Consider the following 25,835-nt stretch of genomic DNA (forward strand, 5'->3'; position numbering starts at 1 on the left):
GAACCACAGCCGACTGTGACGGTCAGCACCTTGCGCCCGATGGGCCCCTGACCATGAGAGACTGGGCCACCGAGGGCTGCGCACCGCGCGCCCGGCGTCGTGGAGATCCCCGATCGTTTACGGCGGACCCCGACCAGGCGTACCCGCAGGGCGCGCCGTCACGAGCCCCGAGAGGCCACCACTGTGACCACATCCTTTTCTGACTTCGGCCTGCCCGCGCCCGTGGTGCGTGCACTGACCGACCGCGGTATCACCACTCCCTTCCCCATCCAGACGGCCTCGCTGCCCGACTCCCTCGCCGGCAAGGACGTCCTCGGACGCGGCCGCACGGGTTCCGGCAAGACCCTGGCGTTCTCGCTCCCGCTGATCACGCGCCTCGCCACGTCCGTGGCCCGGGCCGCTGCCGCCGGGCAGCCCCGCCGGTCGCCGGGCCGCCCCCGCGCCCTGGTGCTGTGCCCGACGCGTGAGCTGGCCAACCAGATCGACGCCGCCATGTCGCCGCTGGCGCAGGAGCTCGGTCTCCGCACCACCACGATCTTCGGCGGCGTGGCGCAGTCGCGTCAGGTCACCGCGCTGAAGAGTGGCGTCGACGTCGTCATCGCGTGCCCGGGCCGTCTCGAGGACCTGCTGAACCAGCGGCTCCTGTCGCTGGACGGCATCGAGATCACCGTGCTCGACGAGGCCGACCACATGGCCGACCTCGGCTTCCTCCCCGGCGTGAAGCGCATCATGGACCGCACCCCGGCCCGGTCGCAGCGCCTGCTGTTCTCGGCCACGCTGGACAACGGCGTGGACGTCCTCGTCAAGCGCTACCTGCACGCGCCGGTGACGCACTCGGTGGACGACGCCGCGGCCCCGCCGCCCCAGATGACCCACCACATCCTCGCCGTGTCCGACGCGGACGCGAAGAAGCACGTGGTGCACCAGCTCGCGTCCGGCACCGGCCGCCGCGTCCTCTTCACCCGCACCAAGCACCAGGCGAAGAAGCTCGCCAAGCAGCTCACGTCCTCGGGCATCCCGGCGGTCGACCTGCACGGCAACCTCGGCCAGGGCGCGCGCGAGCGCAACCTCGAGGCGTTCAGCTCGGGCTCGGTCCGGGTCCTCGTGGCCACGGACATCGCGGCCCGCGGCATCCACGTCGACGACGTCGAGCTCGTGGTCCACGTGGACCCGCCGGCCGAGCACAAGGCGTACCTGCACCGGTCGGGCCGTACGGCCCGTGCCGGCTCCGCCGGTGACGTCGTGACGGTCATGCTCCCGGAGCAGCGCGCCGACGTGCGCGACCTGACCCGCAAGGCGCACATCACCGCCCAGCCGCTCGCCGTCCGTCCGGGTGACGCCACGATCACGGGCCTGGTCGGCGCGGTCGCGCCGCACGTCACCCCGGCCCCCGAGGCGCCGGTCCAGGTTCAGCGTCAGGGCCAGGGCTCCGGTCGAGGCGGCCAGCAGGGCCGCGGCTCCGGCCGTTCCGGCGGCAGGCCCTCCGGCCAGGCGGCCCAGGGAGCCTCGCGCGGAACGCGCGGGGCGACCGGGACGACGTCGGGCAGCGCGCCCAGCCGCTCCGGTGGAAGCCGGGCGCCGCAGGCCGCTGCTCCGAGGGCTGACGGGACCCCGCGCCGCCGTCGTGGCGGGCGCGGGCGCGGCCCGGGCGCGGGCGGCTCCGCAGGCTGAGCAGGCTCCGCAGAACACGCACGACGACGCCGCGGCGGCACCGGGACTCCCGGTGCCGCCGCGGCGTCGTCGTGCTCAGCGGTCCACACCGGAACAGTGCGCACAGCCGGTGCGTTGGGACGGTCGGAGGTGGTTCTCATGACCTACGAGGTGTCCAAGACCGACGAGCAGTGGCGGGCCGAGCTCGACCCCGCGGAGTACGCGGTGCTGCGGCAGGCCGGCACGGAGCGTGCCTGGACCGGCGAGCTGCTCGACGAGAAGCGCGAGGGTGTGTACCGCTGCCGGGCGTGCGGGAACGAGCTCTTCCGGTCCGAGACCAAGTTCGACTCGCACTGCGGCTGGCCGTCCTTCTACAGCCCGCTCGCGGGCGACCGCGTGGAGCTGATCGAGGACCGCGCCCACGGGATGGTCCGCACCGAGGTGCGCTGCGCCCGCTGCGGGTCGCACCTGGGTCACGTCTTCGACGACGCGCCCCAGACGCCGACGGGCGACCGGTTCTGCATGAACTCCGTCAGCCTCACCTTCGATGAGGTCTGAGCCCGGGCCGACGGCGGAGCTCGCCTCCCACGGGGACGCGGGCTCCTGCCTGGCGAACTTTCGCGACGTCGCGACGACCGTGCGCGGCGTGAGGCCCGGCGTGCTGCTGCGCAGCGACGCCCCGCACTCGGCCGACACGGCGCCCGCGGGCGCCTCGGTATGGCCCCCGCGCACGGTCCTGGACCTGCGCGACACCACGGAGGGCCGGGAGTCGCACCCGTTCGGCGGGGCGTCGACGGTGCTGTCGCTCCCGCTGCTCCAGGGCGGCACGGGCGCGCCTCGCGGCCTGCCGCGTACGCTCACCGAGCTGTACCTGCGGATGCTGGCACCGCCCGCGGCGTCGATGGTCGTCGAGGCGGTGACCACCGTCGCCCGCGGCGAGACGCCCGTCCTGGTGCACTGCACCGCCGGCAAGGACCGCACCGGCGTGACGGTTGCCGTCGCACTGGCTCTCGCCGGGGTGGACCGTGCCGAGATCGTCGCGGACTTCGTGCTGACCGAGGTCGGGATGCCGGGAGTGCTGGCGCGGATCCCGCGCACCGCCCGGTTCGCCACTCCGGCCGCCAAGAGCGCGAAGACCGCAGAGATCGCGGCAGAGCTCTTTACGGCGCCCGCGCACGCGATGGAGGCGTTCCTCGACGCCCTCGACGCGTACGACGGCGGCGCCGAGGGCTGGTTCGCCGCGCACGGCGGGTCGGCCGGAGCGCTGGCGGAGCTGCGGGCGCGGCTGGTGGCCTGACGCCCGGTCGGGCTAGTTGTGCGAGCCCTGCCAGGCGGCGATGTCCGCGGAGTAGCGGTGCAGCAGCTCGGCCAGCTGTGCCACGTCGTTCGGGTTCCAGTGGGCGAGGGCGCTCTCGAAGAGGACGATCCGGCTGGCACGGGCACGCTCGAAACGCGCCTCGCCGTCGGGGGTCAGCGTGATCCGCTGACCGCGGCTGTCCTCGGGGTCCACCTCGCGGTGCACCAGGCCGAGGGCGGCGAGCCTGCTGAGCTGGCGGGAGACGGTCGCCCGGCCCACCCCGAAGAACGTCGCGAGGTCGGAGCCGCGCGTCCCGGGGAACTGCGCGATGTGAGCGAGGAGCGGGTAGGCGCTGGCCTCGAGCTCCGGGTGGACGCGCTTGGCGATGCCGGCACCCGCCGACTGTGCCTTGCGGATCACCAGGCGTAGCTCACGTTCGAGCTCGACGAAGGGCACCACCGGGTCAGGCGCCCCGTCGGGCAGGATGGCGGCCGGGGTGGCGTCGGTGCCGCCGTTGGGTGCGGCAGAGCGCTCGGCGGCGTCCGTCGGTTCGTCGGCTGTGGAGAGCATGCGTCCCATGATGGCGGGTAGCCGGTGCGGATTCCCACATGACGGGCGCCCAATTGAGAACCAACTTACTTACTGATTGTAAGATATAGCCCCACCCGACTCCGAAGAAAGCGGTTCGACGATGAACGACGGCACCAGCTGGATGCGCCCCCTGGGCAGCACAGGTCTCTCTGTCTCGGCGGTGTGCGCGGGCGGCGGCCCGCTCGGATCCATGCCGGGAGTCTTCGGCTACGACACCCCGGGCGAACGCGCTGCCGCGACGGTCCGCGCCGTCCTCGACAGCGAGATCCGATTCATCGACACGTCGAACGGGTACTCCGAGGGCGAGAGCGAACGACGGGTCGGTGCGGCGCTCGCGGCCTACCGCGACGAGCACGGCTCGCTCCCGGGCGACCTGATCGTGGCCACCAAGGTGGACCCCGACGGGCGCGACTACTCGGGGGACCGCGTGCGCCGGTCGGTCGACGAGAGCCGCGAGCGGCTCGGCCTGGACGTGCTGCCTCTGGTGCACCTCCATGATCCGGAGAGCTTCCCGTTCGAGGACGTCGCGGCACCGGGCGGCGCCGTGGAGGCGCTGGTCGCGCTCCGGGAGTCCGGCGACGTGACGAGCATCGGGCTGGCAGGAGGGCCGGTCCAGGAGATGGCCCGGTACCTCGACCTCGGCGTCTTCGACGTGCTCCTCGTCCACAACCGGTGGACGCTCGTGGACCGGTCGGCCCGCGGGCTGCTCGCGACGGCGGCCGAACGTGGCATGGGTGTGCTGAACGCCGCGGTGTACGGCGGCGGCATCCTGGCGCAGGACCCGCGCGCCGCTGCCGCCGGGCGGTACGGGTACCGGGACGCGCCGTCGGCCGTCCTCGATTCCGTCGCGGCCATGCGGGAGGCGTGTGCCCGCTACGGGACGGACCTGGCCACCGCCGCACTGCAGTTCTCGCTGCGGGACCCGCGGGTCACCTCGACGATCGTCGGCATCTCGCGGCCGGAGCGGGTGGCGCAGACCCTGGCGTCGGCGCGCGCCGAACTGCCGGCCGACCTCTGGGAGGAGCTCGCCGGCCTGCTCCCGGCCGAGGACCACTGGCTGGACGCACCCTTCGAGAGCTCGGCCCCGTGAGTACGACGCTGCGGTCCCGATCGGCGGCGGACACCGAGCGCGCGGTCCTGGACCTCGTCCGAGGTGCCGGCGCGATCAGCAGGGTGGAGCTCGCCGAACGGTCCGGGCTCACCGGCGCCTCCATCTCGCGCGTGGTCGCGCGCCTCCTCGATGCCGGCCTGCTGGTGGAGGTGGGACAGGGCGGGCGGACCGGCGGCAAGCGGCGGACCCTTCTCGGGGTCAGCTCGCGCGCGCGGCATGCCGCAGGGCTCTCGGTCGACGCGGAACGCCTCCGGTACGTGCTGGTCAACCTGCGCGGCGAGGTCGTGGCCAGCGTCGAGACGCCCGGGGCAGGCCTCGGCCCGCCGGAGGCGGTGGTCGCCCGGTCCTCCGCCCGCATGGCTCAGGAGGTGCGCGAGCTTCTCGACGGACAGGAGCTGCTCGTCGGCGACGTGTCCGGACTCGGCGTCGCGGTCCCGGGCCGGTATGCCGCGCAGACAGCGCGGCCCGGACTCCGCGCAGTCGAGGCGTGGGCTCCGCTGGCGACGGCCCTGGCCCAGAGCGTCGGCCTTGCGGTCCGCCTCGAGCGCGACCACGTCGCGGCGACCCTCGCCGAGCTCCGGGCGCGTCGCGAACCGGTCGGGTCCGGGCTCGCCTGCCTGTACGTCTCGCGGGGCTTCGGGCTGGGCATCCAGGTCGACGGCGAGCTGCACCGCGGGTCGTCCGGCCGCGCCGGGGAGGTGGGTCACCTGGTGCTCGACGCCGGCGGGCCCCTGTGCTGGTGCGGGTCGCGCGGCTGCCTGGAGGTCCTCGGGGGAGCCGCCGCCGTGGTCGACGCGGCCCGCGCGGGCGGCACCCCCCTCGACCTGACGGGCGAACCCGCAGCGGTGCGCAAGGAGGTGGCGCGGGTTTGCCGGGCGGCCGTCGCAGGAGACGTCGCGTGCCGAGCCGCCCTGGACATGTCCGCCCGGTACGTCGCCGCCGCGCTGGTCTCGGTGGCCTCGACCCTGGACCTGGACCGCGTGGTCATCACCGGCCCCGGCCTGGCCGACGCCGGACACCTCTACGCGGACCTGGTCCGGGCGGAGACCGAACGTCACGTCCGGCCGTGGCAGGACGAACCGCTCCGGGTGGAGGGGAACCGCCTCGGTCACTGTGCGGCAGCCATCGGGGCAGCGACGCTCGCGCTCGAGGCCGCCGCACGATAGGGGCGGCTACTCGAGGTGCCCCTGGCGCCACAGGCTCGCGGCGTGCTCCAGCTCTTCGCCCGTCCGGAGCAGGGACGACGCGCCGAGCGTGAGCCGCGTCGCGCCGCCGGGGTCTGCGGGTTCCCGCGAGTCCGCGTCGAACGCGGCGCCCGTGGCGAGGATGCGGCAGAACGCACCGGCCCGTTCCAGCGCGACCCCCAGGTCCCCGGTGAAGACGCCCGACAGCACCGCATCGACCAGCACGCGCAGGTCCCCCGGCTCGGGCGGACGGGGTACCCCCGCCACAGCCTCGTCCACCGGCGCGGCGTCGACCCCGAGGCGATAGCGGAGCATCACCGTCTGCAGGTCCCGTCGCACCCACTCGCGCAGGACGTAGAGGCGCCACAGAGCCCCCGGGAGGGTGGCCGGCGCGGCGTCGGCCCACAGGCCGGCGACCGTGTCCAGGCCCTCGGTCTCGACGAGCCGCACGAGTCGTTCCACCACCACCGGGTCCTCCGCGGACCGCGCCCTGTCCACCAGCGCGCGCGCCGTGGCGTGGGCCACCTCACCCCGCAGGGCAGGGTCGAGGTCGCCCGGGATCGCCTCCGCGGAACGCGGGTCGAGCATGGCTGGGCGGCGGGGTGGCCTGCGGTCTTCTGTCACCCGCCCAGTGTCTCCGAGATCGTTGCCCAGGAGGAGTACCTGTGCTTTCGCGCGTAGCGCAACGATTTCTACGGGCGGGCGTCACACGGGCTGCGGGCGGCGCCTTCGCCGCGCAGGGCTCGTGGCCCCGACCTAGCATCGAGCCAGGACCGGGCCCGCCGGGCTCGCCGGTACGCGAGGAGTGGGACATGGCGACGCAGTCGGGCGAGGCGGTTCCCACAGGGTCCACGGGCGCGCGCAGCGCGCACCGCAAGGCCCTCGGCCTTGCGTTCGCCGCCGCCGTCGGCGGCTTCCTCTTCGGTTTCGACAGCTCGGTGATCAACGGAGCGGTCAACGCGATCGAGGGACAGTTCGAGCTGGACTCCACCGTCACGGGACTGGTCGTCGCCGTCGCGCTGCTCGGCTGCGCGCTCGGCGCCTGGGCCGGCGGCCGCCTCGCAGACCGGTGGGGCCGCACGCACGTCATGGTCCTGGGTGGGGTGCTCTTCTTCGTCTCGTCGGTGCTCTCCGCGATCGCGTTCTCGGCGTGGGACCTGGCGGTCTGGCGGTTCATGGCGGGCGTCGGCATCGGCATCGCCTCCGTCATCGCCCCCGCGTACATCGCCGAGATCGCCCCGGCGGCCCTGCGTGGCCGGCTCGGTTCGCTGCAGCAGCTCGCGATCACCGTCGGCATCTTCGCGGCCCTCCTGTCCGACCAGATCCTGGCGACCACCGCGGGCGGCGCCGCGGAGGAGCTCTGGTTCGGGTGGGAGGCCTGGCGCTGGATGTTCCTGGTCTGCGTGGTGCCCGCGGCGGTGTACGGGATCCTCGCGCTCCGGATGCCGGAGTCGCCCCGCTACCTGGCGGCGAAGGGCCGGGACGACGAGGCGAGGCGGGTCCTGGCCTCCGTGCTGGGTCCTGACGAGGACGTGGACGACCGGCTGGACCAGATCCACCGGAGCATCGCCGTCGACGAGGCCAACCTGGCGCAGGGCAGCCTTCGAGGCGACCGGTTCGGTCTCAAGCCCATCGTGTGGGTCGGCATCCTGCTGTCGGTCTTCCAGCAGTTCGTCGGGATCAACGTGATCTTCTACTACTCCACGACGCTGTGGCAGGCGGTCGGCTTCGAGGAGAGCCAGGCCTTCACGGTCTCGACGATCACGGCGGTCACCAACGTGGCGGTCACCTTCATCGCGATCGCCCTGATCGACAAGGTGGGCCGCCGGCCGATCCTGCTCATCGGCTCGGCCGGCATGACGCTGAGCCTCGGGATCATGGCCCTGGCGTTCACGCAGGCGACGGGCAGCGCCGACGACATCTCGCTGCCCGGGGCCTGGGGCCCCGTCGCACTGGTGGCGGCCAACGCCTTCGTCGTCTTCTTCGGCGCCTCCTGGGGCCCGCTCGTCTGGGTCCTGCTCGGCGAGATGTTCCCCAACCGCATCCGCGCTGCCGCGCTGGGGGTCGCGGCCGGCATGCAGTGGATCGCCAACTTCGCCATCACCCTGACGTTCCCGCCGATGCTCGCCGCGTGGGGTGCCACGATCCCGTACCTCATGTACGCGATCTTCGCCGCCCTCTCGTTCGTCTTCGTCCTGACCCGTGTCCCGGAGACGAAGGGCAAGGAGCTGGAGGACATGGGGGACCAGGCGTACGTCCGAGGCTGAGCGACCGGCAGGTAGGGCGCAGACGGTCGCCTGAGGCGACGTACGTCACCCACAAGGTCGGCCGGAACCTCTTGGCAAGACGGGGTCTCCCGCTAGGATGGTCAACGCGACGCCGGGCTGCGGTAGCCCCGGGCTCCACCTCAAGCCGCTTCGAGCGGCCCCGCGCCGAGAGGCGCTCCCGGTCCGGTGTCGCTCACCTTTCCCGCATCCTGGCCGGTCCAGGTCCCCGGCAACGACGCCAGGGCGGGGCGGACCTTGTGCGGTCTGTCACGAGCCGTCAAAGTAACAATCATCAAATTGGCGACTATCCGGCGCCGAGCCCTACGCTGAACCTGTTCCAGTGCCCTCCGAACGGGAGCAGCTCGTGCGCCTGCGTCTCACGCCGCGTGACACCACGTATTTCGACCTTCTGGCCGCTCTGGCTCAGCACCTCGTTACCGGGGCGTCGCTCCTCGCGGAGCTGCTCGGAGCCGATCGCGCAGGCCGGGAGGAGCTCGCCGCACAGCTGCGCGACATCGAGCACCTCGCCGACGACGCGACGCACTCGATCATGCGCCGTCTCAACCAGACCTTCGTCACCCCCTTCGACCGGGACGACATCTACGGCCTCGCTTCCGCTCTGGACGACTGCATGGACGACATGGAGGAGGCCGCCGACCTCATCGTCCTGTACAAGGTGGACCGCCTGCCCGACCGCGTGTCCGAGCAGGTCCAGGTGCTGCACCGCGCTGCTGAGCTCACGGCGGAGGCCATGCCCCGCCTGCGCTCCATGAACCAGCTCGCCGAATACTGGGTCGAGGTCAACCGCCTGGAGAACCAGGCCGACAAGCTGCACCGCAAGCTCATCGCCCAGCTCTTCGACGACGTGACAGACCCCATCCTGCTCATCAAGCTGAAGGAGATCGTCGACGTCCTGGAGGACGCCGCGGACAACTTCGAGCGTGTGGCCAACATGGTCGAGACCATCGCGCTCAAGGAGTCCTGAGCCGTCGTGGAGACCGCACTCGTCGTGCTCGTTGTCGCGCTCGCCCTCGGCTTCGACTACACCAACGGCTTTCACGACGCCGCCAACGCGATCGCCACCTCGGTCTCGACCCGGGCGCTGACGCCGCGCGTGGCGCTCATCATGGCCGCTGCGATGAACTTCCTCGGTGCGCTCCTCGGCACCGAGGTCGCGGAGACCATCGCGAGGGAGATCGTGAACCTCGAGGGGACGTCGTCGCACGCCGCGCTGACGGTGGTGCTCTGCGCCCTGGTCGGGGCGATCGTCTGGAACCTGATCACCTGGTGGTTCGGCCTGCCGTCGTCGTCCACGCACGCCCTCATCGGCGGGCTCGTGGGCGCGGGCCTGGCGGGCGGCATGACGGTCTTCTGGTCGGCCATCCTGGACAAGGTCGTCCTGCCGATGGTGGTCTCGCCGGTGGTGGGCTTCGCCCTCGCGTTCGTCGTCATGGTGGGCGTCCTCTGGATCTTCCGGAGCTCCGCACCGGCCCGGACCAACCGCAGGTTCCGCCTCGCGCAGACCGCGTCCGCGGCGGCGATGGCCCTGGGGCACGGCCTGCAGGACGCCCAGAAGACCATGGGCGTCATCTACCTCGCGCTCCTCACAGCCGGCTGGGCGGACCCGGACGCGGGCATCCCCCTGTGGGTCAAGCTCTCGGCCGCCGCGGCGATCTCGGCCGGCACGTACGCCGGTGGCTGGCGCATCATGCGCACGCTCGGCCGCCGGATCATCGAGCTCGACCCGGCGCGCGGCTTCGTCGCGGAGTCGGTCTCGGCCGTGGTGCTCTACGTGAACGCCTTCGCGCTGCACGCGCCCGTGTCCACCACGCACACGATCACCTCGGCGATCATGGGCGTCGGCGCCACGCGCCGGCTCTCCGCGGTCCGCTGGGGCGTGGCGAAGAACATCGTCCTGGCATGGGTCTCCACGATCCCCGCTGCAGCCCTGGTGGCCGCGGTGACGACGTGGCTCCTCTCCCCGCTCCTGGCCTAGCGACTCAGTAGAGCGGGGGGCCGACCTTCTCCGCCGCCACGACCCTCGGTCCGTCCGGCGTGTCCACGACGTGCGCGACGAGGGCCTCTCCGGGCTCGAGGTAGGGATCGTCGGACGGCAGGGAGTCGGCCACCGAGCGGGGGGCGTGCTGGCCCAGCACGTCGAGGACCGTGGGCAGCACGGGCCGGTGGGTGCAGAGCAGGGCGGCGCCGTCGTCGAGCAGGGTGAGCACGGCGGCTGCGACCCGCGAGGGTGAGCGCTCGTGCTGCGCCTCGCTGAGGCTCTCGCTGAACGCGGGGCGCTGCCCGCTGGCGCGGATGTACGGCTCGATCGTGGCGGCGCACCGCTCCCAGCGGGAGGAGATGACGGTCTCCACGCCGTAGCCGGCCAGGACGGGCACGAGCGCCGCCGCCTGAGCGTGCCCGACCGGGGTCAGGGGTCGGTCCCGCTCCCCGCCGTGCCAGACCGTCCGCGGGAGCGCCCGGCCGTGGCGCGCGATGACGAGCACCCGGGTCGCCAGCTCCCCGGCCTCATGAGCGGCCACCAGGGCGTCCAGCGGGGCGCGGTCGGTCTCCCGGGTCAGGCGTTTCGCGGCCTTCTCGGTGTCCAGCCACTCGACACCGTTGATCTCCGCCTCGTCCTGGTCGGCCACTGGGGCTCGTGCGGCGAGCGCGTACCCGTCGACGCTCCGCCGTGCCTTCCGGGCCGCCCAGTAGCGGACCCGCTTCACGCGGCCTTCGGGCGTGAGGTACTGGAGGCCCGGGAGGGGCCGGCCGAGGATCACGGGCTTGCCCGTCTCCTCAGCGATCTCCCGGGCCGCTGCCGCCTGGTGCGACTCCCCCTCGTCGAGCTTGCCCTTGGGCCAGGACCAGTCGTCGTAGCGTGGCCGGTGGACCAGCTGGACCTGGAGCTCCCCGCCGCGCTCGCGCCAGACGATGCCGCCCGCCGTCTCGATCACCGGCGCGTGGGAGCCGGTCACCGGCGTCTCCATCAGCAGCGCGGTCCTCACCGGACGGGCTCGAGGCGCCGCCGCTGGCGCTGGATGAGAAGGGCCTGCATGTCGCGCAGCGGCTCGTCGTCCGGTCCGCTGGCGTGGCGCTCCCACGTCCCGTCGGGCTGCAGGTGCCAGGACGCCGTGTCGTCGGCCATCGAGGTGTCGATCAGCTCGACGATCTCGGCCACGTGCCCGGGGTCCGTGAGGCGGACGAGCGTCTCGACGCGGCGGTCGAGGTTGCGGTGCATCAGGTCCGCCGAGCCGATGAACACCTCGGGACCGCTGTCGGGTCCCTCGGCGATGGCGGGGCCCGCCGAGTTCGCGAACGCGAAGAGCCGGGAGTGCTCCAGGAACCGGCCGAGCACCGACCGGACGCGGATGTTCTCGCTGAGGCCGGGGACGCCGGGGCGCAGCGAGCAGATGCCGCGCACCAGGAGGTCCACCTTCACGCCGTCCTGCGAGGCCCGGTAGAGAGCGTCGATCACCGTCTCGTCCACGGCCGAGTTGACCTTGATCTTGACCCAGGCCTCGTGACCTGCGCGGGCCGCCTCTGCCTCGCGCTCGATGCGCTCGACGAGGCCGGTGCGGACGCTGCGGGGCGCGACGAGCAGTCGGTGGAACCGGGACTGCGGCGCGTAGCCCGAGAGCTGGTTGAACAGCCGCGTGAGGTCCTGGCCCACGTCCGGGTCGCAGGTGAGCAGGCCGTGGTCGGTGTACATGCGGGCGGTCTTGGGGTGGTAGTTGCCCGTCCCGACGTGGCAGTAGCGCAGGAGCGAGCCGTCGCGCTCCTGCCGTACCACGAGCGACAGCTTGCAGTGGGTCTTGAGCCCGACGATCCCGTACACCACGTGCACGCCCGCCTGCTCGAGCTTGCGCGCCCACGAGATGTTGGCCTCCTCGTCGAAGCGCGCCTTGATCTCGACGAGAGCGAGCACCTGCTTGCCGGCCTGGGCGGCGTCGATGAGGGCGTCCACGATGGGGGAGTCGCCGGAGGTGCGGTAGAGCGTCTGCTTGATGGCGAGGACGGCCGGGTCCGCCGCCGCCTGCTCCAGGAACGTCTGCACCGACGTGGAGAACGAGTCGTACGGGTGGTGGAGCAGGACGTCGCGCCGCCGGATCGCCGCGAAGACGTCGGACGCTGTGGCGCTCTCCACCTCGGCGAGCTGCCGGTGCGTGGTCGGCACGAACGGCGGGTAGTGCAGCGCCGTGAGGTCGAGGTCCGCGATGAGGTTCAGGCCGGTGAGGTCGAGGAGCGACGGCAGCGTGTAGACCTCCTCGTCGCGCACGCCGAGCTCGCGGACGATGAGGTCCAGGATGCGCGCGCTGATGCCCTCGGCGATCTCGAGGCGCACCGGCGGGCCGAAGCGCCTGCGGAGCAGCTCCTTCTCCATGGCCTGGAGCAGGTTCTCGGCGTCGTCCTCCTCGACCTCCACGTCCTCGTTGCGGGTGACGCGGAACGTGTGGTGCTCCCGCACCTCCATGCCGGGGAAGAGATAGTCGAGGTGCTGCGCGATGACGTCCTCGATCGGCACGAACGACATGGGCCCGCGCTGCGGGTCGGCCTTGCGCGTCCCGGGCCGGCGCGGCTTGCCGGTCGCGTCCACCGCGATGAAACGCGGCAGCAGCGGCGGCACCTTGACGCGCGCGAAGTGCTCCTTGCCCGTGGCGGGGTTGGCGACCACGACGGCCAGGTTCAGCGACAGTCCCGAGATGTAGGGGAAGGGGTGCGCCGGGTCGACTGCCAGAGGGGTCAGCACCGGGAAGATCTGCCGGCGGAAGAACTTGTGCAGCCGCTCCTGCTCACGCTGCTCCAGCTCGTCCCAGTGGACGAGCGTGATGCCCTCGGACGCCAGCGCGGGCTGCACCTCGTCCTGGAACAGTCGTGCGTGGCGGACCATCAGCTCGTGCGCGCCGTCCGAGATGCCGCGCAGCACCTCGCGCGGGGCGAGGCCCGAGGCGCTCGTGACCGCGATGCCGGTGGCGATACGGCGCTTCAGGCCGGCGACCCGGACCATGAAGAACTCGTCCAGGTTCGACGCGAAGATGGCCAGGAAACGTACACGCTCGAGCAGCGGTATGCGGTCGTCCTCGGCGAGCTCCAGCACGCGCCGGTTGAACGCGAGCCAGCTGAGCTCCCGGTCGGCGAACCGGTCTGCGGGGAGGGGGTCGGCCACAGCCTGCGCCGCCGCGGCGAGCTGCGCCTCGTCGGCTGGATCCTCCGCGATGTGCTCGGCGATGTGGGCGGCCAGGCTCGGGTCGATCGCACGGGGCGCAAGGGCAGGCTGTTGGTGCACGACGCGGGTCTCCTCCTCGGTCTTCACGGACGCCCTCACCTCGGGGGCGGGGGCCGACTTCGTCGCCACGGCAGCGCTGACGGTCCCGACGAACCGGCCCCGCGCGTCTCGAGTCCTGGAGCTTCGTCCTGTGGCGTCCTTCATGCCCTCATGGTGTCACCGTCGGATGAACCGTGGGTGACGAGTTTCCCTAGTTTGAGTCAGGCCCGTGTGTACTGCACGTGGGAACCGGCCCGGGTGAAGCCCGCCTTCTCGTAGGTGGCGAGGGCGGGTGTGTTGTCCCCCTCCACGTACAGGACCGCTCGTGTGCAGCCGACCTCTGCGAGGTGTGCCAGGGCCACGCTCGTCAGGAGACTTCCCAGGCCGAGGCTCTGCGACTCGGGGGCCACGCCGACCACGTAGATCTCGCCGTCGCGGGTGCCGTCCGGCCCTGGCTGCTCCACCTTGGTCCAGAGGAAGGCCCGGAGGGCGGGCTCGCCGCTGTCGGCCGACTCCACGAGGAAGAAGCCGTCCGGGTCGAACCAGGGCTCGGCCTGCCGGGCCGCGAGGTCCGCCGGCGAGAGGCGGCCCTGCTCCGGGTGCGACGCGAACGCGCGGGCGTTGAGGCCGAGCCACGCGCCGTCGTCGTGCCCCGGGACGAAGGTCCGGAGGCGCAGGCCGACGGGAACAGGCCGGGGGGCCGGAAGGTCCTTGTCCAGGGGCCGGGCCAGGAAGAGGAGCTCGCGTGCGGGACGGTAGCCGGCCTTCTCGGCGAGTCCGCGCGCCTCCGGCAGGTCGCCGTGGGCCCACACGTGCAACGTCTTCCCGTGCTGGCCCGGCTCGCCCGACCGGGCGGGGAGCGTCGCGTCGCGCTCGGCGATCCGCAGGAGGAGGCGCCCGGTGCCGTTCCGGCGGCGCTCGGGCCGCACCACGAGCTCGGCGCTCGCCACGTCGCCCGAGCGGTCGATCTGCGCGTAGCCGATGGTCGCGCCGAGCTTGTCGTGCGCGACGACGTGCGTCACCCACTCGTCGTCGACCGAGAGGTTCAGGAGGAACTGTTCCGAGAGCGGCGCCACGCCGTCGTGCTGCTCGGCGGCGGCGGCCAACTCCCGGACCGCGCGCTGCGCGGCGGGGTCGAGGGGGCCGATCTCGAAGGGAGGAGCGATGAGCACAGGCCCATCCTCCCCCAGGCCCGCTCGGACAGGCGGCCGGCCACCCCGCCGAGGTAGTGCCTTCGTCGGACGAAGGCACTACCTCGGCACCGGGATATCAGTCCTCGTTGGCGGCCGACGGCGCGTTGAGGCCCGCGGAGATGAGGTCCATCACCGACGAGTCCGCCAGGGTCGTCGCGTCGCCCACGGCGCGGTTCTCGGCGACGTCGCGCAGGAGGCGGCGCATGATCTTGCCGGACCGGGTCTTGGGCAGCTCGGCCACGACGAGGATCTTGCGCGGCTTGGCGATCGGGCCGATCTCCTTGGCGACGTGCGACCGCAGCTCCTCCTGGACCTGGGCGGCGCCCTCGGCGTCGGACGCACGGTTCGCGTGCTCGCCGCGCAGGATCACGAACGCGACCACAGCCTGGCCGGTCGTCTCGTCGTTGGCGCCGACGACCGCCGCCTCGGCCACGATGTCGTGCGACACGAGGGCCGACTCGATCTCCGTGGTGGAGAGGCGGTGACCGGAGACGTTCATGACGTCGTCGACGCGGCCGAGGAGCCAGATGTCGCCGTCCTCGTCCTTCTTGGCGCCGTCGCCGGCGAAGTACAGGCCCTCGAACCGGGACCAGTACGTCTCCTTGTAGCGCTCGAGGTCGCCCCAGATGCCGCGGAGCATGGCAGGCCACGGCTCCGTCAGCACGAGGTACCCACCGCCGCCGTCGGGCACCGGGTTGGCCTCGTCGTCGACGACGTCCGCTGCGATGCCCGGGAGCGGAACCTGGGCCGAGCCGGGCTTGGCCGCGGTGACTCCGGGAAGCGGGCTGATCATGATGCCGCCGGTCTCGGTCTGCCACCACGTGTCGACGATCGGGGTCCGGTCCGCGCCGATCACGCGGCGGTACCACATCCAGGCCTCGGGGTTGATGGGCTCCCCGACGCTGCCGAGCACGCGGAGCGACGACAGGTCGAACTGGCCCGGGATGTCCTCGCCCCACTTCATGCAGGTACGGATGGCGGTGGGCGCCGTGTAGAGGATCGAGACCTTGTACTTCTCGATGAGCTCCCACCAGCGGCCACGGTGCGGGGTGTCGGGCGTGCCCTCGTAGAGCACCTGGGTGGCGCCGTTGAGCAGCGGCCCGTAGACCACGTAGGAGTGGCCGGTGACCCAGCCGATGTCGGCGGTGCACCAGTAGACGTCGGTCTCGGGCTTCAGGTCGAACACGTTCTTGTGCGTGTACGCCACCTGGGTGAGATAGCCGCCCGTGGTGTGCAGGATCCCCTTGGGCTTCCCGGTGGTCCCGGACGTGTAGAGGATGAACAGCGGGTGCTCGGCCTCGACCCACGCGGGCTCGTGGAACGTGTCGGCCGCCTCCAGCGCCTCGTGCCACCAGACGTCGCGGCCCTCGGTCCAGGCGACCTCCTGTTCCGTGCGGCGGACCACGAGGACGTGGCGCACGGTGGTCTCGGAGTCGCCCTCGCGCGGCGCGATCGCCTCGTCGACGGCGGGCTTCAGGGCCGACGGCGCCCCGCGGCGGTAGCCGCCGTCGGCCGTGATGACGAGCGTGGCCTCCGCGTCGGCGATGCGGCTGCGCAGCGCGTCCGCGGAGAAGCCGCCGAACACGACGGAGTGCGGCGCGCCCAGCCGGGCGCACGCCAGCATGGCGACGACCGACTCGACGAGGAGCGGCAGGTAGATGACCACCCGGTCGCCGACGGTGACGCCGAGCGCGGCGAGGGCGTTGGCCGCGCGGGCTACCTCGCGCTGGAGCTCGGCGTACGTGATGGAGCGGGTGTCGCCGGGCTCGCCCTCGAAGTGCAGCGCGACGCGGTCGCCCAGCCCGTTCTCGACGTGCCGGTCGACGGCGTTGTAGGCCGCGTTGAGCGTGCCGTCCGCGAACCACCGGGCGACGGGGGCGCCGCTCCAGTCGAGCGTCTCGGTGAAGGGGGTCTTCCAGGTCACGAGCTCGCGAGCCTGCTTCGCCCAGAACTCGGGACGGTTCGCGCGGGCCTCCTCGTAACTACCTGGCTGGGCGTTCGCCTGGGCGGCGAACTCAGGGCTCGGCGGGAAGCTGCGCGTCTCGTGCAGGAGGTTCTCGAGGCTGGCAGTCGAGCCCGACGGCTCTGTCGATGGCTGGGTGTCTGTCACGGCGACCTCCGGTGCGCGTCTTCGCGGGTGCGACGGCAGGATTTGGAAGGACTCCTGCCTTGTGGAGTTTAACCGGGGTCAGAGACCCCGGTCACAGTCTGAGACGGTACCGCTTCTTTGCTCCGCACCGAAGCCCGGCTTACCAGCCGGGCATGCCCGTCGGGAACACGTCGCGGCCGGTGTGGTGTTTGCCTCGGCGTGAGCAGACTCTTCGAACCGGTCACCCTCCGTGGCCTCACCTTCCCGAACCGTGCCTGGGTGGCCCCGATGTGCCAGTACTCCGCCACCGGCGGGATGCCCGACGACTGGCACCTCGTGCACTACGGGTCGCTCGCCACGGGCGGGTTCGGTCTCGTGGTGACCGAGGCGACCGCCGTTGTGCCCGAGGGCCGGATCAGCCCGCAGGACACCGGCCTGTGGAACGACGACCAGCTCGCGGCCTGGGCCCGCGTGGTCGCGTTCGCGCACGACCGCGGCACCCTCATGGGAATCCAGCTCGCGCACGCCGGGCGTAAGGCCTCGGAGTTCCGGCCGTGGGCACCTGAGAGCGGCAGCGTCCCGGTGTCCGACGGCGGCTGGGCCACCGTGGCGCCGTCGGCCGTGGCGCACGACGGGCTCGCTGCGCCGCGCGCGCTCGAGGCCGACGAGGTCGCCGCGGTGCCGGAGGCGTTCGCGGCCGCCGCTGTCCGGGCCGACCGGGCGGGCTTCGACGTGGTCGAGGTGCACGCGGCCCACGGCTACCCGCTGCACCAGTTCCTGTCGCCGATCGCGAACCGGCGCGACGACGAGTACGGCGGCACGCTCGAGAACCGCGCACGCCTGCTCATCGAGGTGGTCGACGCCGTCCGGGCCGTCTGGCCGGCGGAGAAGCCCTTGTTCGTGCGGGTGTCCGCCACGGACTGGCGCGAGGACGGGCTCACGGTCGAGGACGTCGCGCTCGTGGCCGAGGAGCTCTCCCGGCACGGCGTCGACCTGGTCGACGTCTCGACGGGCGGGGTCGCGCCGGCGACCATCCCGACCGGACCGGGGTATCAGGTGCCGTTCGCCCGCCGCATCCGCGAGGTGTCGGGGCTGCCGGTGAGTGCGGTCGGGCTGATCAGCGAGCCGCTGCACGCGGAGGAGGTGGTCGCGGGCGGGGCGGCCGACGTCGTCATGCTCGGACGGGCGGCGCTGCGAGACCCGCGCTGGGCCCTGCGCGCGGCCCACGAGCTGGGTGTCGTTGCGGGGACGAGCCGCGTCCCGGCCGAGTCGGGGGTGTCCTGGCAGCCGCAGTACGAGCGCGCCCCGTGGAGGTCCGAGATGGCCATGGCGCAGCGGGGGTAATTGCTTTTCCGCCGGTGTGCGAGGTGTGGTGGAAATGCCCGCCGTATCGATTCGCCGTGTGGCCGGGCCGCGCCGCGTGATTGTCGCGAATCAATCAGGCGGCAGGCCCGGCCACCACGGTGGCGAGTTTCTCGATCCCACGAGTACGGCATCCGGGAGCTTCCTCAGCCGGATGCCGCGCTCGCCAGCTGGACGGGGACTATCAGGCGCTGCTTGCTCCGTCGCATCGGGTCAAGCCCGCTCGACGAGTCCTGATGTGGACTTCCTGCGCGTGGGTGTCCGCCGTCCTGTGTTTCTTGCTGTGGTGCCCATCACAGCAACTTCTCAATGCGTGCGCAACGGGTGCAGGGATATCTTCACAATTAACGCTGTGATGTTCATGTGTTCCAGGTTTTCATTGGTTTCGGAAATAACTTGGCGAACGCGCTTCCCCGTTACCTGGGATTGCCTGTGGAAGGGACTTCCAGGGGGCGAAGGTAACGGCGGCAGATGTGCACCCGGGCGAACCTTGCCCGGAGCTCGGTCTCCCGCTCGACCGGAGCGTGCAGGAACGCGGTCTGCAGGGTGAGCCCGTCGGGGGCTGTGAGCCCGTCCGACGGCTCGTCCCAGCCCTTGTAGACGTGGAGGTACCGGTACGCCTCGGCGAAGCCTGTTGCCTGGTACCAGGCGTTGGCCACGGGATCCTCGCGCGTCCAGGCGTCGACCTCGGTGGCACCCCGGTCGCTGAGCTCCGGAAGTGCGGCGTCCAGGAGGGCGCTCGCGATCCCTTTGCGGGCGTGGTCGGGATGCACGGCGATCGTGTCGATGGTGGCGAGCCCGCCGTCGATCTCGACGTCGAGGATGCCGGCGATCTCGTTCTCCGCCTCGGCGACGAGCCGGACGGCAGGCAGCTCGAAGGTGGTGGGGCGGGTCTTGACGTCGTCGAAGTACTGGGTGCCGAGAAACGACAGGACGCGGCACCGCAGCCACCCGGTCTCGTCGGGGTCTGCGTACGGGCGGATCAGGATGGTCATGGGGTTCCGATCGTCGGAGGGCAGGCTGGAGCGACGCGGGCGCTGGCCCGCGGTCGTGACGGCGGAGGCCTCAGTACGACGACATGGCGCGATGCTCGCGGTTCCGGGGCAGTCTGGCGAGGGAAATACGGGCGAGCTACCGATCACGCGGGCCCGCGGTCGGTCGGGCGGCTGTCAGCCGAGCCGGCGGCGCCGTCGGGCAGCGCGCCAGATCAGGATCACCGCGACGGCGACCGCGACGCCGCCGACCACCGCGATGACCGGCGCGGGCTTGACCTTCGGCCGGAGCGCGATGGGCCGGGTGAACGTCAGGACGCCCCAGCCGTTCTCGGCTGCCATGCGACGGAGCGCGCGATCCGGGTTGACCACGTAGGAGTGGCCCGCGGCGTGCAGCATCGGTGCGTCCGTGACGGAGTCGGAGTAGGCGTAGCTCGCGGCCAGGTCGTACCCCTCGCTCGCGGCCAGCTCGCGGACCGCGATGCCCTTGTTCTCCCCGTAGGCGTAGTAGTCGATGCCGCCGGTGAAGCGACCGTCGGCTACGGCCATCCGGCTCGAGACCACATGGTCCGCGCCCAGGATCGCGGCGATCGGCTCGACGAGCTCCGCGCCCGACGCCGACACCACCACCACGTCGTGCCCCAGCTCGTGGTGCTCGGCGATCAGCTCCACGGCCTCGGCATAGACCACGGGGTCGATGAGCTCGTGGACCGTCTCCGCGACGATCTTGCGCACCTTGGCCACGTCCCAGCCGGTGACGAGCGTGCTGAGGTGCGCGCGCATGCGCTCGGTCTGGTCCGCGTCCGCGCTGCCCAGCAGGAAGACGAAGTGCGCGTAGGCGCTGCGCAGGACGTCGCCACGCGAGATGAGGCCTCCCGCGTAGAACGGCCGCGAGAAGGCCGCGGACGAGCTGGTCGCGATGATCGTCTTGTCGAGGTCGAAGAAGGCCGCGACCTTCCGGCCTGACGGGGGGACCACCTGCTTCGGGTGCGCCGCTTCGCTCACGCCCCCGAGCCTAACGGCCAGGCACGACGGCGGTGCGAGCCCCAGGCGCGCGCGTCGGGGTAAAAGCGCGTCGGAGCGAAAGTCGGTAGCCGGGACGACCGACCCTCCCGACGGAGTCGTGCGGGCGCGAGGGCGACCACACCTGCCCATCTCGCCGGACCGTGCACAGGGCGACCAGGAGGCCCGTCGGCGGGGTCCCCGCGCCGCGCAGCCTGGACGCACACGCCCCGGATGGACGGCCCAGGGGCGGCGAACCAGGAGGTCGGCATGGTGGGGACGGCGACGACGGCCCGCGGGATGCACGGGGCGGGGATGCTGGCGGATGCGCCGGGGGCGGCGCCCGCGCCGGGGCCGGGGCTGGGAGCGCAAGGTCCCGGGGTCGGCCTGCGGGCCGGGAGGCTGCGCGGCGACGACCTGCCTGAGGGCCGGGTGCTGGCCGTGGTCGGCGCGGTCGGCGGCGCGGGCACCTCGGTGGTGTGCGCAGCGCTGGCGCACGGGCTGCGGCGGGCCGGCGAACGAGCGACGCTCGTGGACCTCGACGGGCAAGGGCCGGGCCTGGAGATGCTCCTGGGGATCGACGACGTCCCGGGCGTGCGGTGGGGCGATCTCGACGCTGCCCGCGGCGAGGTGGACGGTGTCGCGCTGGTCTCCGGGCTGCCGCGCTGGGGCGTGGTCCCGGTCCTGGGTGGCAGGCCGGGCGGCGCCGCTCCCGACGACGCGGTGGTCCTGGACGTCTGCGCCGGGCTGGTCCGGGCAGGGGAGACGCTGGTCCTGGACCTGCCGCGTCCAGGAGCAGGCGCGCAGTCCTGGCGGGCGGCCGCGGCGCTCGTCGGCGGAGCCGACGTCGTGCTGGTCGTGGCGCCCCTCACGGTGCCGGCGGCGGCCGGTGCGATGGCGGTCGTCGGCGCGCTCCGCGAGGCAGGGGCGACCGACGTGCGCATGGTCGTGCGTGGCCCGGCCCCCGGACGGGTCGACGGCGTGGACCTTGCCGAGGTGCTCGGCCTGCCGGTGGTCGCCGAGCTCGGGCGGGACCGCTGGCTCGCCGCCGCCGTCGAGCGGGGCGAAGGGCCGCCGATGGGGAGGCGCACGCCCCTCGGCCGGTTCGCGACGCACCTGGCGGGTGCCCTGTGACGGCCGTCGCCTCGGTCGTCGACGGGACCCTGCTCGACGACATCCGGGCGCGCATGCTGGTGCCGCACGGCGGTTCGCACGCGGACGGGTCCGACGACGCCGTCCGGGCGGCGGTCCAGGCCAGCGGGCGAGTCCTCGGCAGCACGGCGATGCGGGAGCTGGCACGCGCTGCCCGCGCCGAGCTCGTGGGCGCCGGGCCGCTCCAGCCCCTGCTCGACGAGCCGGCTGTCACGGACGTCCTGGTCAACGGCCCGCACGACGTGTGGGTCGACCGCGGGAACGGCCTCGAACGGGCGGACGTGGACCTGGGCACGGCCGCGGAGGTCCGCGCGCTGGCGGTGCGGCTCGCAGCCCTCGGCGGACGTCGGCTGGACGACGCCGCGCCCACCGTGGACGCTCGCCTGCCCGACGGGACCCGGCTGCACGCCGTGCTCGAACCGGTGGCACAGGCGGGCGCCGTCGTCTCCCTCCGGGTGCTGCGGCCCCGGGCCTTCACGCTCGACGAGCTCGTGACGCTCCGGACCGTGCCGCCGGAGTGGACAGGCCTGCTGCGGGCGCTCGTGGCCCGCCGGGCGAACGTGCTGGTCTCCGGCGGGACCGGGAGCGGCAAGACGACGCTCCTGGCGGCGCTGCTGTCCCTCGTCCCCCGTGACGAGCGGGTCGTGACCGTCGAGGAGGCCCGCGAGACAGACTCACACATGAGGCTCAACGTTGCCGAGCCTTGAGTAGTTGAGTTTGCCCCCGCGACCGCGTCAACGGCCCGGGGGCAGTGACCACGAGATCGGACCTCGTAGTGATCCCCAAGCGTACCCGTGTGCTGCCTGTTGCTGTCCAGCCTGGCTCGTATGCCGCCGTGCCCGCGTGGTCGAGTCGCGACCAGTGGCTCGAAGCCGTCGAGCACCTCGCCACCTCTCGCCGTGCGGACACCGCCGAGACGATCCGGGCTGTAGCCCGTGCCCTTGCCCGCTGGGCTGAGCACCGCACGGGCCGTGACGTTGCCGTTTCCGTGGATCGCCTCGCGCGTCAGGTCGGTCGGTCCCGTCGCACCGTTCAGCGTCGCCTTGCCGATCTCGCATCGGTCGGGCTCGTCGTCACGGTGGCTGAGGGCCGGCACCTGACCCGGGATGAGCGTGACGACGTGCGCCGAGCCGGACGCCGCTTCATTACCCGTGCATCGGTCCGGGCTCTCTCGGTTCCCGCGAACATGACACCCCAACCAAGCCCGAAGGGCTTTGGTTCTGCTCTTACTTCTCCCTCTCTCACCAAGCGCGCTACGCGCCGCACGGCCAGGACGACGAAGCCGAAGAGCACCGCGGATCGCGCTCCGCGCTCCCTCGCGGCACAGCGCACCGCTGCTGCCGTAGCACGCCGGGTCCCCAGCGTGGCCCGTGAGGGCTCCCAGCACATCGGCCGTCTCGTGGCCGTGGTCGAGCGGTTCGGCCTGGCAGGTCAGTCGGCCGATGACGTGCTGAACCTCGCGGTACGCGATGGGTGGCAGTGGCTCACCGATGGCGTTCGTGACCCGTTCGCCTACTTCGTGGCCCGGCTGTCGTGGGCTCGCCGGGAAGGGCGGGAGACGGCGTACGAGCGAGCCCGTGCCGAGTCCGCTGCCCGTGCGGCTCGTGCCGCTCAGAGGGCTGCTGAACAGCGAGCCGACGAGATGCGCCGAGCCGACGCCGAAGCCGGTTCAGGTCGTGCGGCTGCCCTTGCTGCCGTGGCTGCCCTCCGCTCCCGTGTCGGTCTCTCAGCCGAGGTCCGCACCCGTCGCCTGTCCTCCCCTGTCTCTGCTCCCGTCTTCCCCTGAAAGGTGCCCACCGTGAACAACCGCAAGCCCGCACTGATCAACCCGAACTCGCGCCCGGTCCTGCACCTGACGGTCGGGCTCACGTCCCTGGTTGCGCTCGTCTCGTTCGCCCTGTCGTTCAGCGCACTGCAAGAGGTCGCGGCATGGGGTCACGTTGCCCCGTTCCTCGCCTGGGCTGTCCCGGTCGTGATTGACGCGAGCATGCTCGTTTACACGCTTGCGGCGCTCGTGCTCCGTGCGCGTGGTGAGCGAGCCGGTCTTGCCTGGTTCCTGCTCTTCGTCTTCACCGTGGTGTCCGTGGTCTCCAACGCTGCCCACGGTTTCGGTGTCCCGGCGGAGGTGCGGCAGCTCGTCGGAACCCTCGTGGTCTCCCTCGCCCCCGTGTCCGTCCTGACGACGGTTCACACGCTGGCGTCACTCGTCGTTGCCCACGCCTCCGAGTCCGAGCCGACTACTGAGTCCGTGCGTGTGGCTCCTGCCCGTCGAGCTGCGAAGACGGCCCCGACGACGACGGATGACAGAACCACTGACGAGCGGCACAAGACCGCTGAGCCCGCGACCGAGCCGGAGGCGACGAATGGCGCTGCACCGACCTCGAAGCCGACACCCGCGCGGGCGATGACCGGGAAGCCGAAGCGGGGCAAGGTGACGCCAGAGGTTCGGGACCGGATCCTCGCCATGACCTCTCAGGGCATTGCTCAGACGGCCGTGGCAGAGGCGGTAAGCGTGAGTCGGACCAGCGTGCAGAACGTGATCCGCACGGCTCGTGCCGAGGCTGACCGCCGCGCTATCGAAGAGATGCACGAGCCCCTCTTCGTCGTCTGAGAACGCGCACGAGGTCCGTAGAGACGCTACGACGACATGGCCGGGACGTTTGCCTGTTGCGAGCGTGGGGCGTCTCTACGGGGCGTGCTCAGACGAGAAACGTCAGACCACAACATCCAAGAACGTAACGTCGAAGAAAGAATCACTGTGCGCTACAAGATCCCTGAGGCCCTTAGCCTCTCTCGTCAGATGTTCAACCCGGTCGATCGCGACATGGCATACCCGAAGAGTGTTCGAATCGCGGGCAGCTCGTTCGACTGGCAGCAGTACGCGGTGTCAGGCGAGCGCGCGGTCTCCGCTGTGCTGCTCCGCAAGGTGATCACCACCCGCACCTACTACGCCGAGCCTTGCGGGCTCACCTTCGCAGGTTCGGCGTTCATCGCCGGACAGATCTCATACGAGCGGAAGGCGGTCGAGAGGGCTGACCGAATCCTCAGGGAATCGGGTTGGCTCAGGGATCTCGAAGTGAGGGTCGGACGGGCTCGGCTCTACATGCTCGATATCCCGCACACTGATTGAATCACGCACCGCTAATAGACACTATAGAAGGGTGAACGGTCACCCTGGAAAGCGAGGCGGTGACGTGTGGAACATCGACGGCCGGGACTACTTCAACCGGCGAACAACAGCCCGACTACTCGGGGTCAGCCCAAACACTCTCAGTAACTGGATCGGGCGCGAGAACCGCCCGCAGCCGGTCCATATCGGCAGCCTCACCCTGTACGAGCGCCACGAGCTCGAAGCGTTCGCCGCGACGTACCGCAAGCCTGGTGATGCCCAGTGAAGGCACCTGGTCCGGTTCGTATGATCGCTGAGCGGATCATGTCTGAGGCGGTAGCGCGGGCTGAGGCTGATACTGACGATGGCGAGTTCGCAACCCTCAGTGAGCGTCATAGGACGATCCTTGGTCGCGTACTCACATCCGAGGCCATCGATCCCGAGGTCGCCTCACCTGCCGACATCGCGCGCATGTTCGGCTCACACCTCCGGTAGAAGGCAGAACCATACACGCTGACACAGCCTGACCGAAACAACTTTCGCAGTCAGCGATAACGGCCTATACGACGAACCGCGCACACTAACGTGTAACTCGACAAGAGACTCGTGAGGAAGTGAGGCAGTAATGGGCCAGGGCGAATGACCCTGGCGGGATGGACAGCACTTTGGCAACAACGACTACCCCGGACCTTGCGCGCGCTTGCCGCCAGGTGCTCGGGTTCGCGACACTCGACCAACAGGGGCGTGAGGCAAGGCCGGTTGTGCTCCGGGCGCTCGATCCCTATACGGGCGAGGGGAAACTTCCGAACACGGCAGGTGTGCGGGAGCTCGTGGAGCGTGGGCACCTCGTCCGACTCGCAGGCGACTGGTACGCGCTCGCGCTCCCCAACGCGGACGCGCAAGCGGCCGACGGCGACGACAGTCCATGGGAGATCGTCCAACGTCGGCGCAGGACGGGGCGAGATGTGAGCGGGCCTCGCCATCCCATCGAGGCGCTAGAGGCAAGGCGTCCGCTGTACGTGAAGGGTCGCGCCGCGTGAAGTACGTCAAGATGCTCGCGCAGTGGGATGAGGGCCTCGCCGGCCGGCTTGAGGCAAGCCTTGAGCATCGCGTGCTGGCCCTCGCCAGGCTGCGCCTTGACCGTGACGGGCACGCTCACTTCGGACACGGTGAACTGCGGAATCTCCTTGATGTCGTGGACAAGGCGACTGGTGAAGTTGGACCGGTTGAACACCGACGACTCGGCAAGGTTATCCAGTCCCTTACCTCGCAAGGCCTGCTGCACGACGGGTCGGGCAAGCGGTGCCTACGCCCCGTCGGATGCGAGCAGTCAGCTCGAACAGCTCACGCGACACCGTGTAAACACTCCAACGCCGGGCCTAGGTTCTAGGTGAAGCACTCCATCTATGACCCTACTTGCGGAGCATTTCCGCAGGTCAGAGAAGTTTCGCCCTCTCCACACGATAGGGCACCGGGTAGAAGGTATGGGGGAAGATCCCAGACCTTAAACCCTGAACCTCGAAGCAAGACCTAAACGGCGAGGTTTGAGCGGCGGGAGCGAAGCGACCGACGC

22 protein-coding genes are annotated in these 25,835 nt (G+C 71.5%); 14 read left to right on the forward strand and 8 right to left on the reverse strand.

Going from position 1 to position 25,835, the window contains the following annotated elements:
- Positions 1–183: 183 nt before the first annotated feature.
- From D1350_RS01040 to D1350_RS01050, 3 genes are all read left to right on the forward strand, one after another.
- Positions 184–1,671, forward strand: coding sequence for a DEAD/DEAH box helicase (locus tag D1350_RS01040; protein ID WP_170180903.1), 1,488 nt, complete (start codon positions 184–186; stop codon positions 1,669–1,671).
- Between the two features lie 138 nt (positions 1,672–1,809).
- Complete coding sequence (gene msrB, locus D1350_RS01045; RefSeq protein WP_125772998.1) at positions 1,810–2,208, forward strand: peptide-methionine (R)-S-oxide reductase MsrB; 399 nt, start codon at positions 1,810–1,812, stop codon at positions 2,206–2,208.
- Positions 2,198–2,947 (forward strand): tyrosine-protein phosphatase, encoded by a 750-nt coding sequence (locus D1350_RS01050; protein ID WP_125773000.1) that lies wholly within the window; start codon positions 2,198–2,200, stop codon positions 2,945–2,947. The genes msrB and D1350_RS01050 overlap by 11 nt, the downstream gene beginning before the upstream one ends.
- Positions 2,948–2,959: 12 nt before the next feature.
- Here the strand turns inward: D1350_RS01050 and D1350_RS01055 are convergent, their stop codons facing one another.
- Positions 2,960–3,517, reverse strand: a complete 558-nt coding sequence (locus D1350_RS01055) for a MarR family winged helix-turn-helix transcriptional regulator (RefSeq protein ID WP_125773002.1) — start codon at positions 3,515–3,517, stop codon at positions 2,960–2,962.
- Positions 3,518–3,638: 121 nt separating this feature from the next.
- Here D1350_RS01055 and D1350_RS01060 point away from each other — a divergent pair, with 121 nt between their 5' ends.
- Together D1350_RS01060 and D1350_RS01065 are read left to right on the forward strand one after the other, a co-directional pair.
- A complete protein-coding gene (locus tag D1350_RS01060) occupies positions 3,639–4,628 on the forward strand; it encodes an aldo/keto reductase (RefSeq protein WP_125773004.1) in 990 nt (329 codons plus the stop codon).
- Complete coding sequence (locus D1350_RS01065; RefSeq protein ID WP_164544983.1) at positions 4,625–5,815, forward strand: ROK family transcriptional regulator; 1,191 nt, start codon at positions 4,625–4,627, stop codon at positions 5,813–5,815. Before D1350_RS01060 ends, D1350_RS01065 begins: the two co-directional genes overlap by 4 nt.
- A 6-nt stretch (positions 5,816–5,821) precedes the next feature.
- Here D1350_RS01065 and D1350_RS01070 read toward each other — a convergent pair whose 3' ends face one another.
- Complete coding sequence (locus tag D1350_RS01070; protein WP_125773914.1) at positions 5,822–6,421, reverse strand: hypothetical protein; 600 nt, start codon at positions 6,419–6,421, stop codon at positions 5,822–5,824.
- A 224-nt stretch (positions 6,422–6,645) separates the two neighbouring features.
- On the opposite strand from D1350_RS01070, the gene D1350_RS01075 reads away from it, so the two are divergent.
- The 3 genes from D1350_RS01075 to D1350_RS01085 all read left to right on the forward strand — a co-directional run bounded on the left by D1350_RS01075 (position 6,646) and on the right by D1350_RS01085 (position 10,096).
- The gene (locus D1350_RS01075) at positions 6,646–8,100 is read left to right on the forward strand and encodes a sugar porter family MFS transporter (protein ID WP_125773008.1); all 1,455 of its coding nucleotides are present in this window, start codon (positions 6,646–6,648) and stop codon (positions 8,098–8,100) included.
- 364 nt (positions 8,101–8,464) lie between these two features.
- A complete protein-coding gene (locus tag D1350_RS01080; RefSeq protein WP_125773916.1) occupies positions 8,465–9,085 on the forward strand; it encodes a DUF47 domain-containing protein in 621 nt (206 codons plus the stop codon).
- 6 nt (positions 9,086–9,091) lie between these two features.
- Positions 9,092–10,096: an inorganic phosphate transporter gene (locus tag D1350_RS01085; protein ID WP_125773010.1), complete on the forward strand. Its 1,005-nt coding sequence runs from the start codon at positions 9,092–9,094 to the stop codon at positions 10,094–10,096.
- 4 nt (positions 10,097–10,100) lie between these two features.
- On the opposite strand, the gene D1350_RS01090 is transcribed toward D1350_RS01085, so the two are convergent.
- The 4 genes from D1350_RS01090 to acs all read right to left on the reverse strand — a co-directional run bounded on the left by D1350_RS01090 (position 10,101) and on the right by acs (position 16,666).
- Complete coding sequence (locus D1350_RS01090; RefSeq protein WP_240643798.1) at positions 10,101–11,075, reverse strand: NUDIX hydrolase; 975 nt, start codon at positions 11,073–11,075, stop codon at positions 10,101–10,103.
- A 26-nt stretch (positions 11,076–11,101) separates the two neighbouring features.
- On the reverse strand, positions 11,102–13,528 hold the full coding sequence (locus D1350_RS01095; protein ID WP_240643799.1) for an RNA degradosome polyphosphate kinase: 2,427 nt from the start codon (positions 13,526–13,528) through the stop codon (positions 11,102–11,104).
- Between the two features lie 56 nt (positions 13,529–13,584).
- A complete protein-coding gene (mshD, locus tag D1350_RS01100; protein ID WP_125773012.1) occupies positions 13,585–14,535 on the reverse strand; it encodes a mycothiol synthase in 951 nt (316 codons plus the stop codon).
- Positions 14,536–14,632: 97 nt separating this feature from the next.
- Positions 14,633–16,666 carry an acetate--CoA ligase gene (gene acs, locus D1350_RS01105; protein WP_125773014.1) on the reverse strand — a complete coding sequence of 678 codons (2,034 nt, stop codon included), beginning with the start codon at positions 16,664–16,666 and terminating at the stop codon, positions 14,633–14,635.
- 198 nt (positions 16,667–16,864) lie between these two features.
- Here acs and D1350_RS01110 point away from each other — a divergent pair, with 198 nt between their 5' ends.
- Entirely contained in the window at positions 16,865–17,989 is a 1,125-nt protein-coding gene (locus D1350_RS01110) for an NADH:flavin oxidoreductase/NADH oxidase (protein WP_125773016.1), read from the forward strand.
- A 434-nt stretch (positions 17,990–18,423) separates the two neighbouring features.
- On the opposite strand, the gene D1350_RS01115 is transcribed toward D1350_RS01110, so the two are convergent.
- Entirely contained in the window at positions 18,424–19,002 is a 579-nt protein-coding gene (locus tag D1350_RS01115; RefSeq protein WP_125773018.1) for a GNAT family N-acetyltransferase, read from the reverse strand.
- 174 nt (positions 19,003–19,176) lie between these two features.
- The gene (locus D1350_RS01120) at positions 19,177–20,004 is read right to left on the reverse strand and encodes an HAD family hydrolase (protein WP_240643800.1); all 828 of its coding nucleotides are present in this window, start codon (positions 20,002–20,004) and stop codon (positions 19,177–19,179) included.
- Positions 20,005–20,235: 231 nt separating this feature from the next.
- Between D1350_RS01120 and ssd the strand changes: the two genes are divergently transcribed.
- The 5 genes from ssd (at position 20,236) to D1350_RS01150 (ending at position 24,548) form a co-directional block, all read left to right on the forward strand.
- Entirely contained in the window at positions 20,236–21,135 is a 900-nt protein-coding gene (ssd, locus tag D1350_RS01125; protein WP_240643801.1) for a septum site-determining protein Ssd, read from the forward strand.
- Positions 21,132–21,860 (forward strand): ATPase, T2SS/T4P/T4SS family, encoded by a 729-nt coding sequence (locus tag D1350_RS01130; RefSeq protein ID WP_240643802.1) that lies wholly within the window; start codon positions 21,132–21,134, stop codon positions 21,858–21,860. Before ssd ends, D1350_RS01130 begins: the two co-directional genes overlap by 4 nt.
- Positions 21,861–22,951: 1,091 nt before the next feature.
- Positions 22,952–23,764, forward strand: a complete 813-nt coding sequence (locus D1350_RS01140) for a DUF2637 domain-containing protein (RefSeq protein WP_164544985.1) — start codon at positions 22,952–22,954, stop codon at positions 23,762–23,764.
- Between the two features lie 147 nt (positions 23,765–23,911).
- Positions 23,912–24,283 carry a hypothetical protein gene (locus D1350_RS01145; RefSeq protein ID WP_125773026.1) on the forward strand — a complete coding sequence of 124 codons (372 nt, stop codon included), beginning with the start codon at positions 23,912–23,914 and terminating at the stop codon, positions 24,281–24,283.
- A 64-nt stretch (positions 24,284–24,347) separates the two neighbouring features.
- The gene (locus tag D1350_RS01150) at positions 24,348–24,548 is read left to right on the forward strand and encodes a helix-turn-helix domain-containing protein (RefSeq protein ID WP_125773028.1); all 201 of its coding nucleotides are present in this window, start codon (positions 24,348–24,350) and stop codon (positions 24,546–24,548) included.
- Positions 24,549–25,835 lie beyond the last annotated feature (1,287 nt).

The organism is Antribacter gilvus (assembly GCF_003946865.1).
Classification (GTDB): domain Bacteria; phylum Actinomycetota; class Actinomycetes; order Actinomycetales; family Cellulomonadaceae; genus Antribacter; species Antribacter gilvus.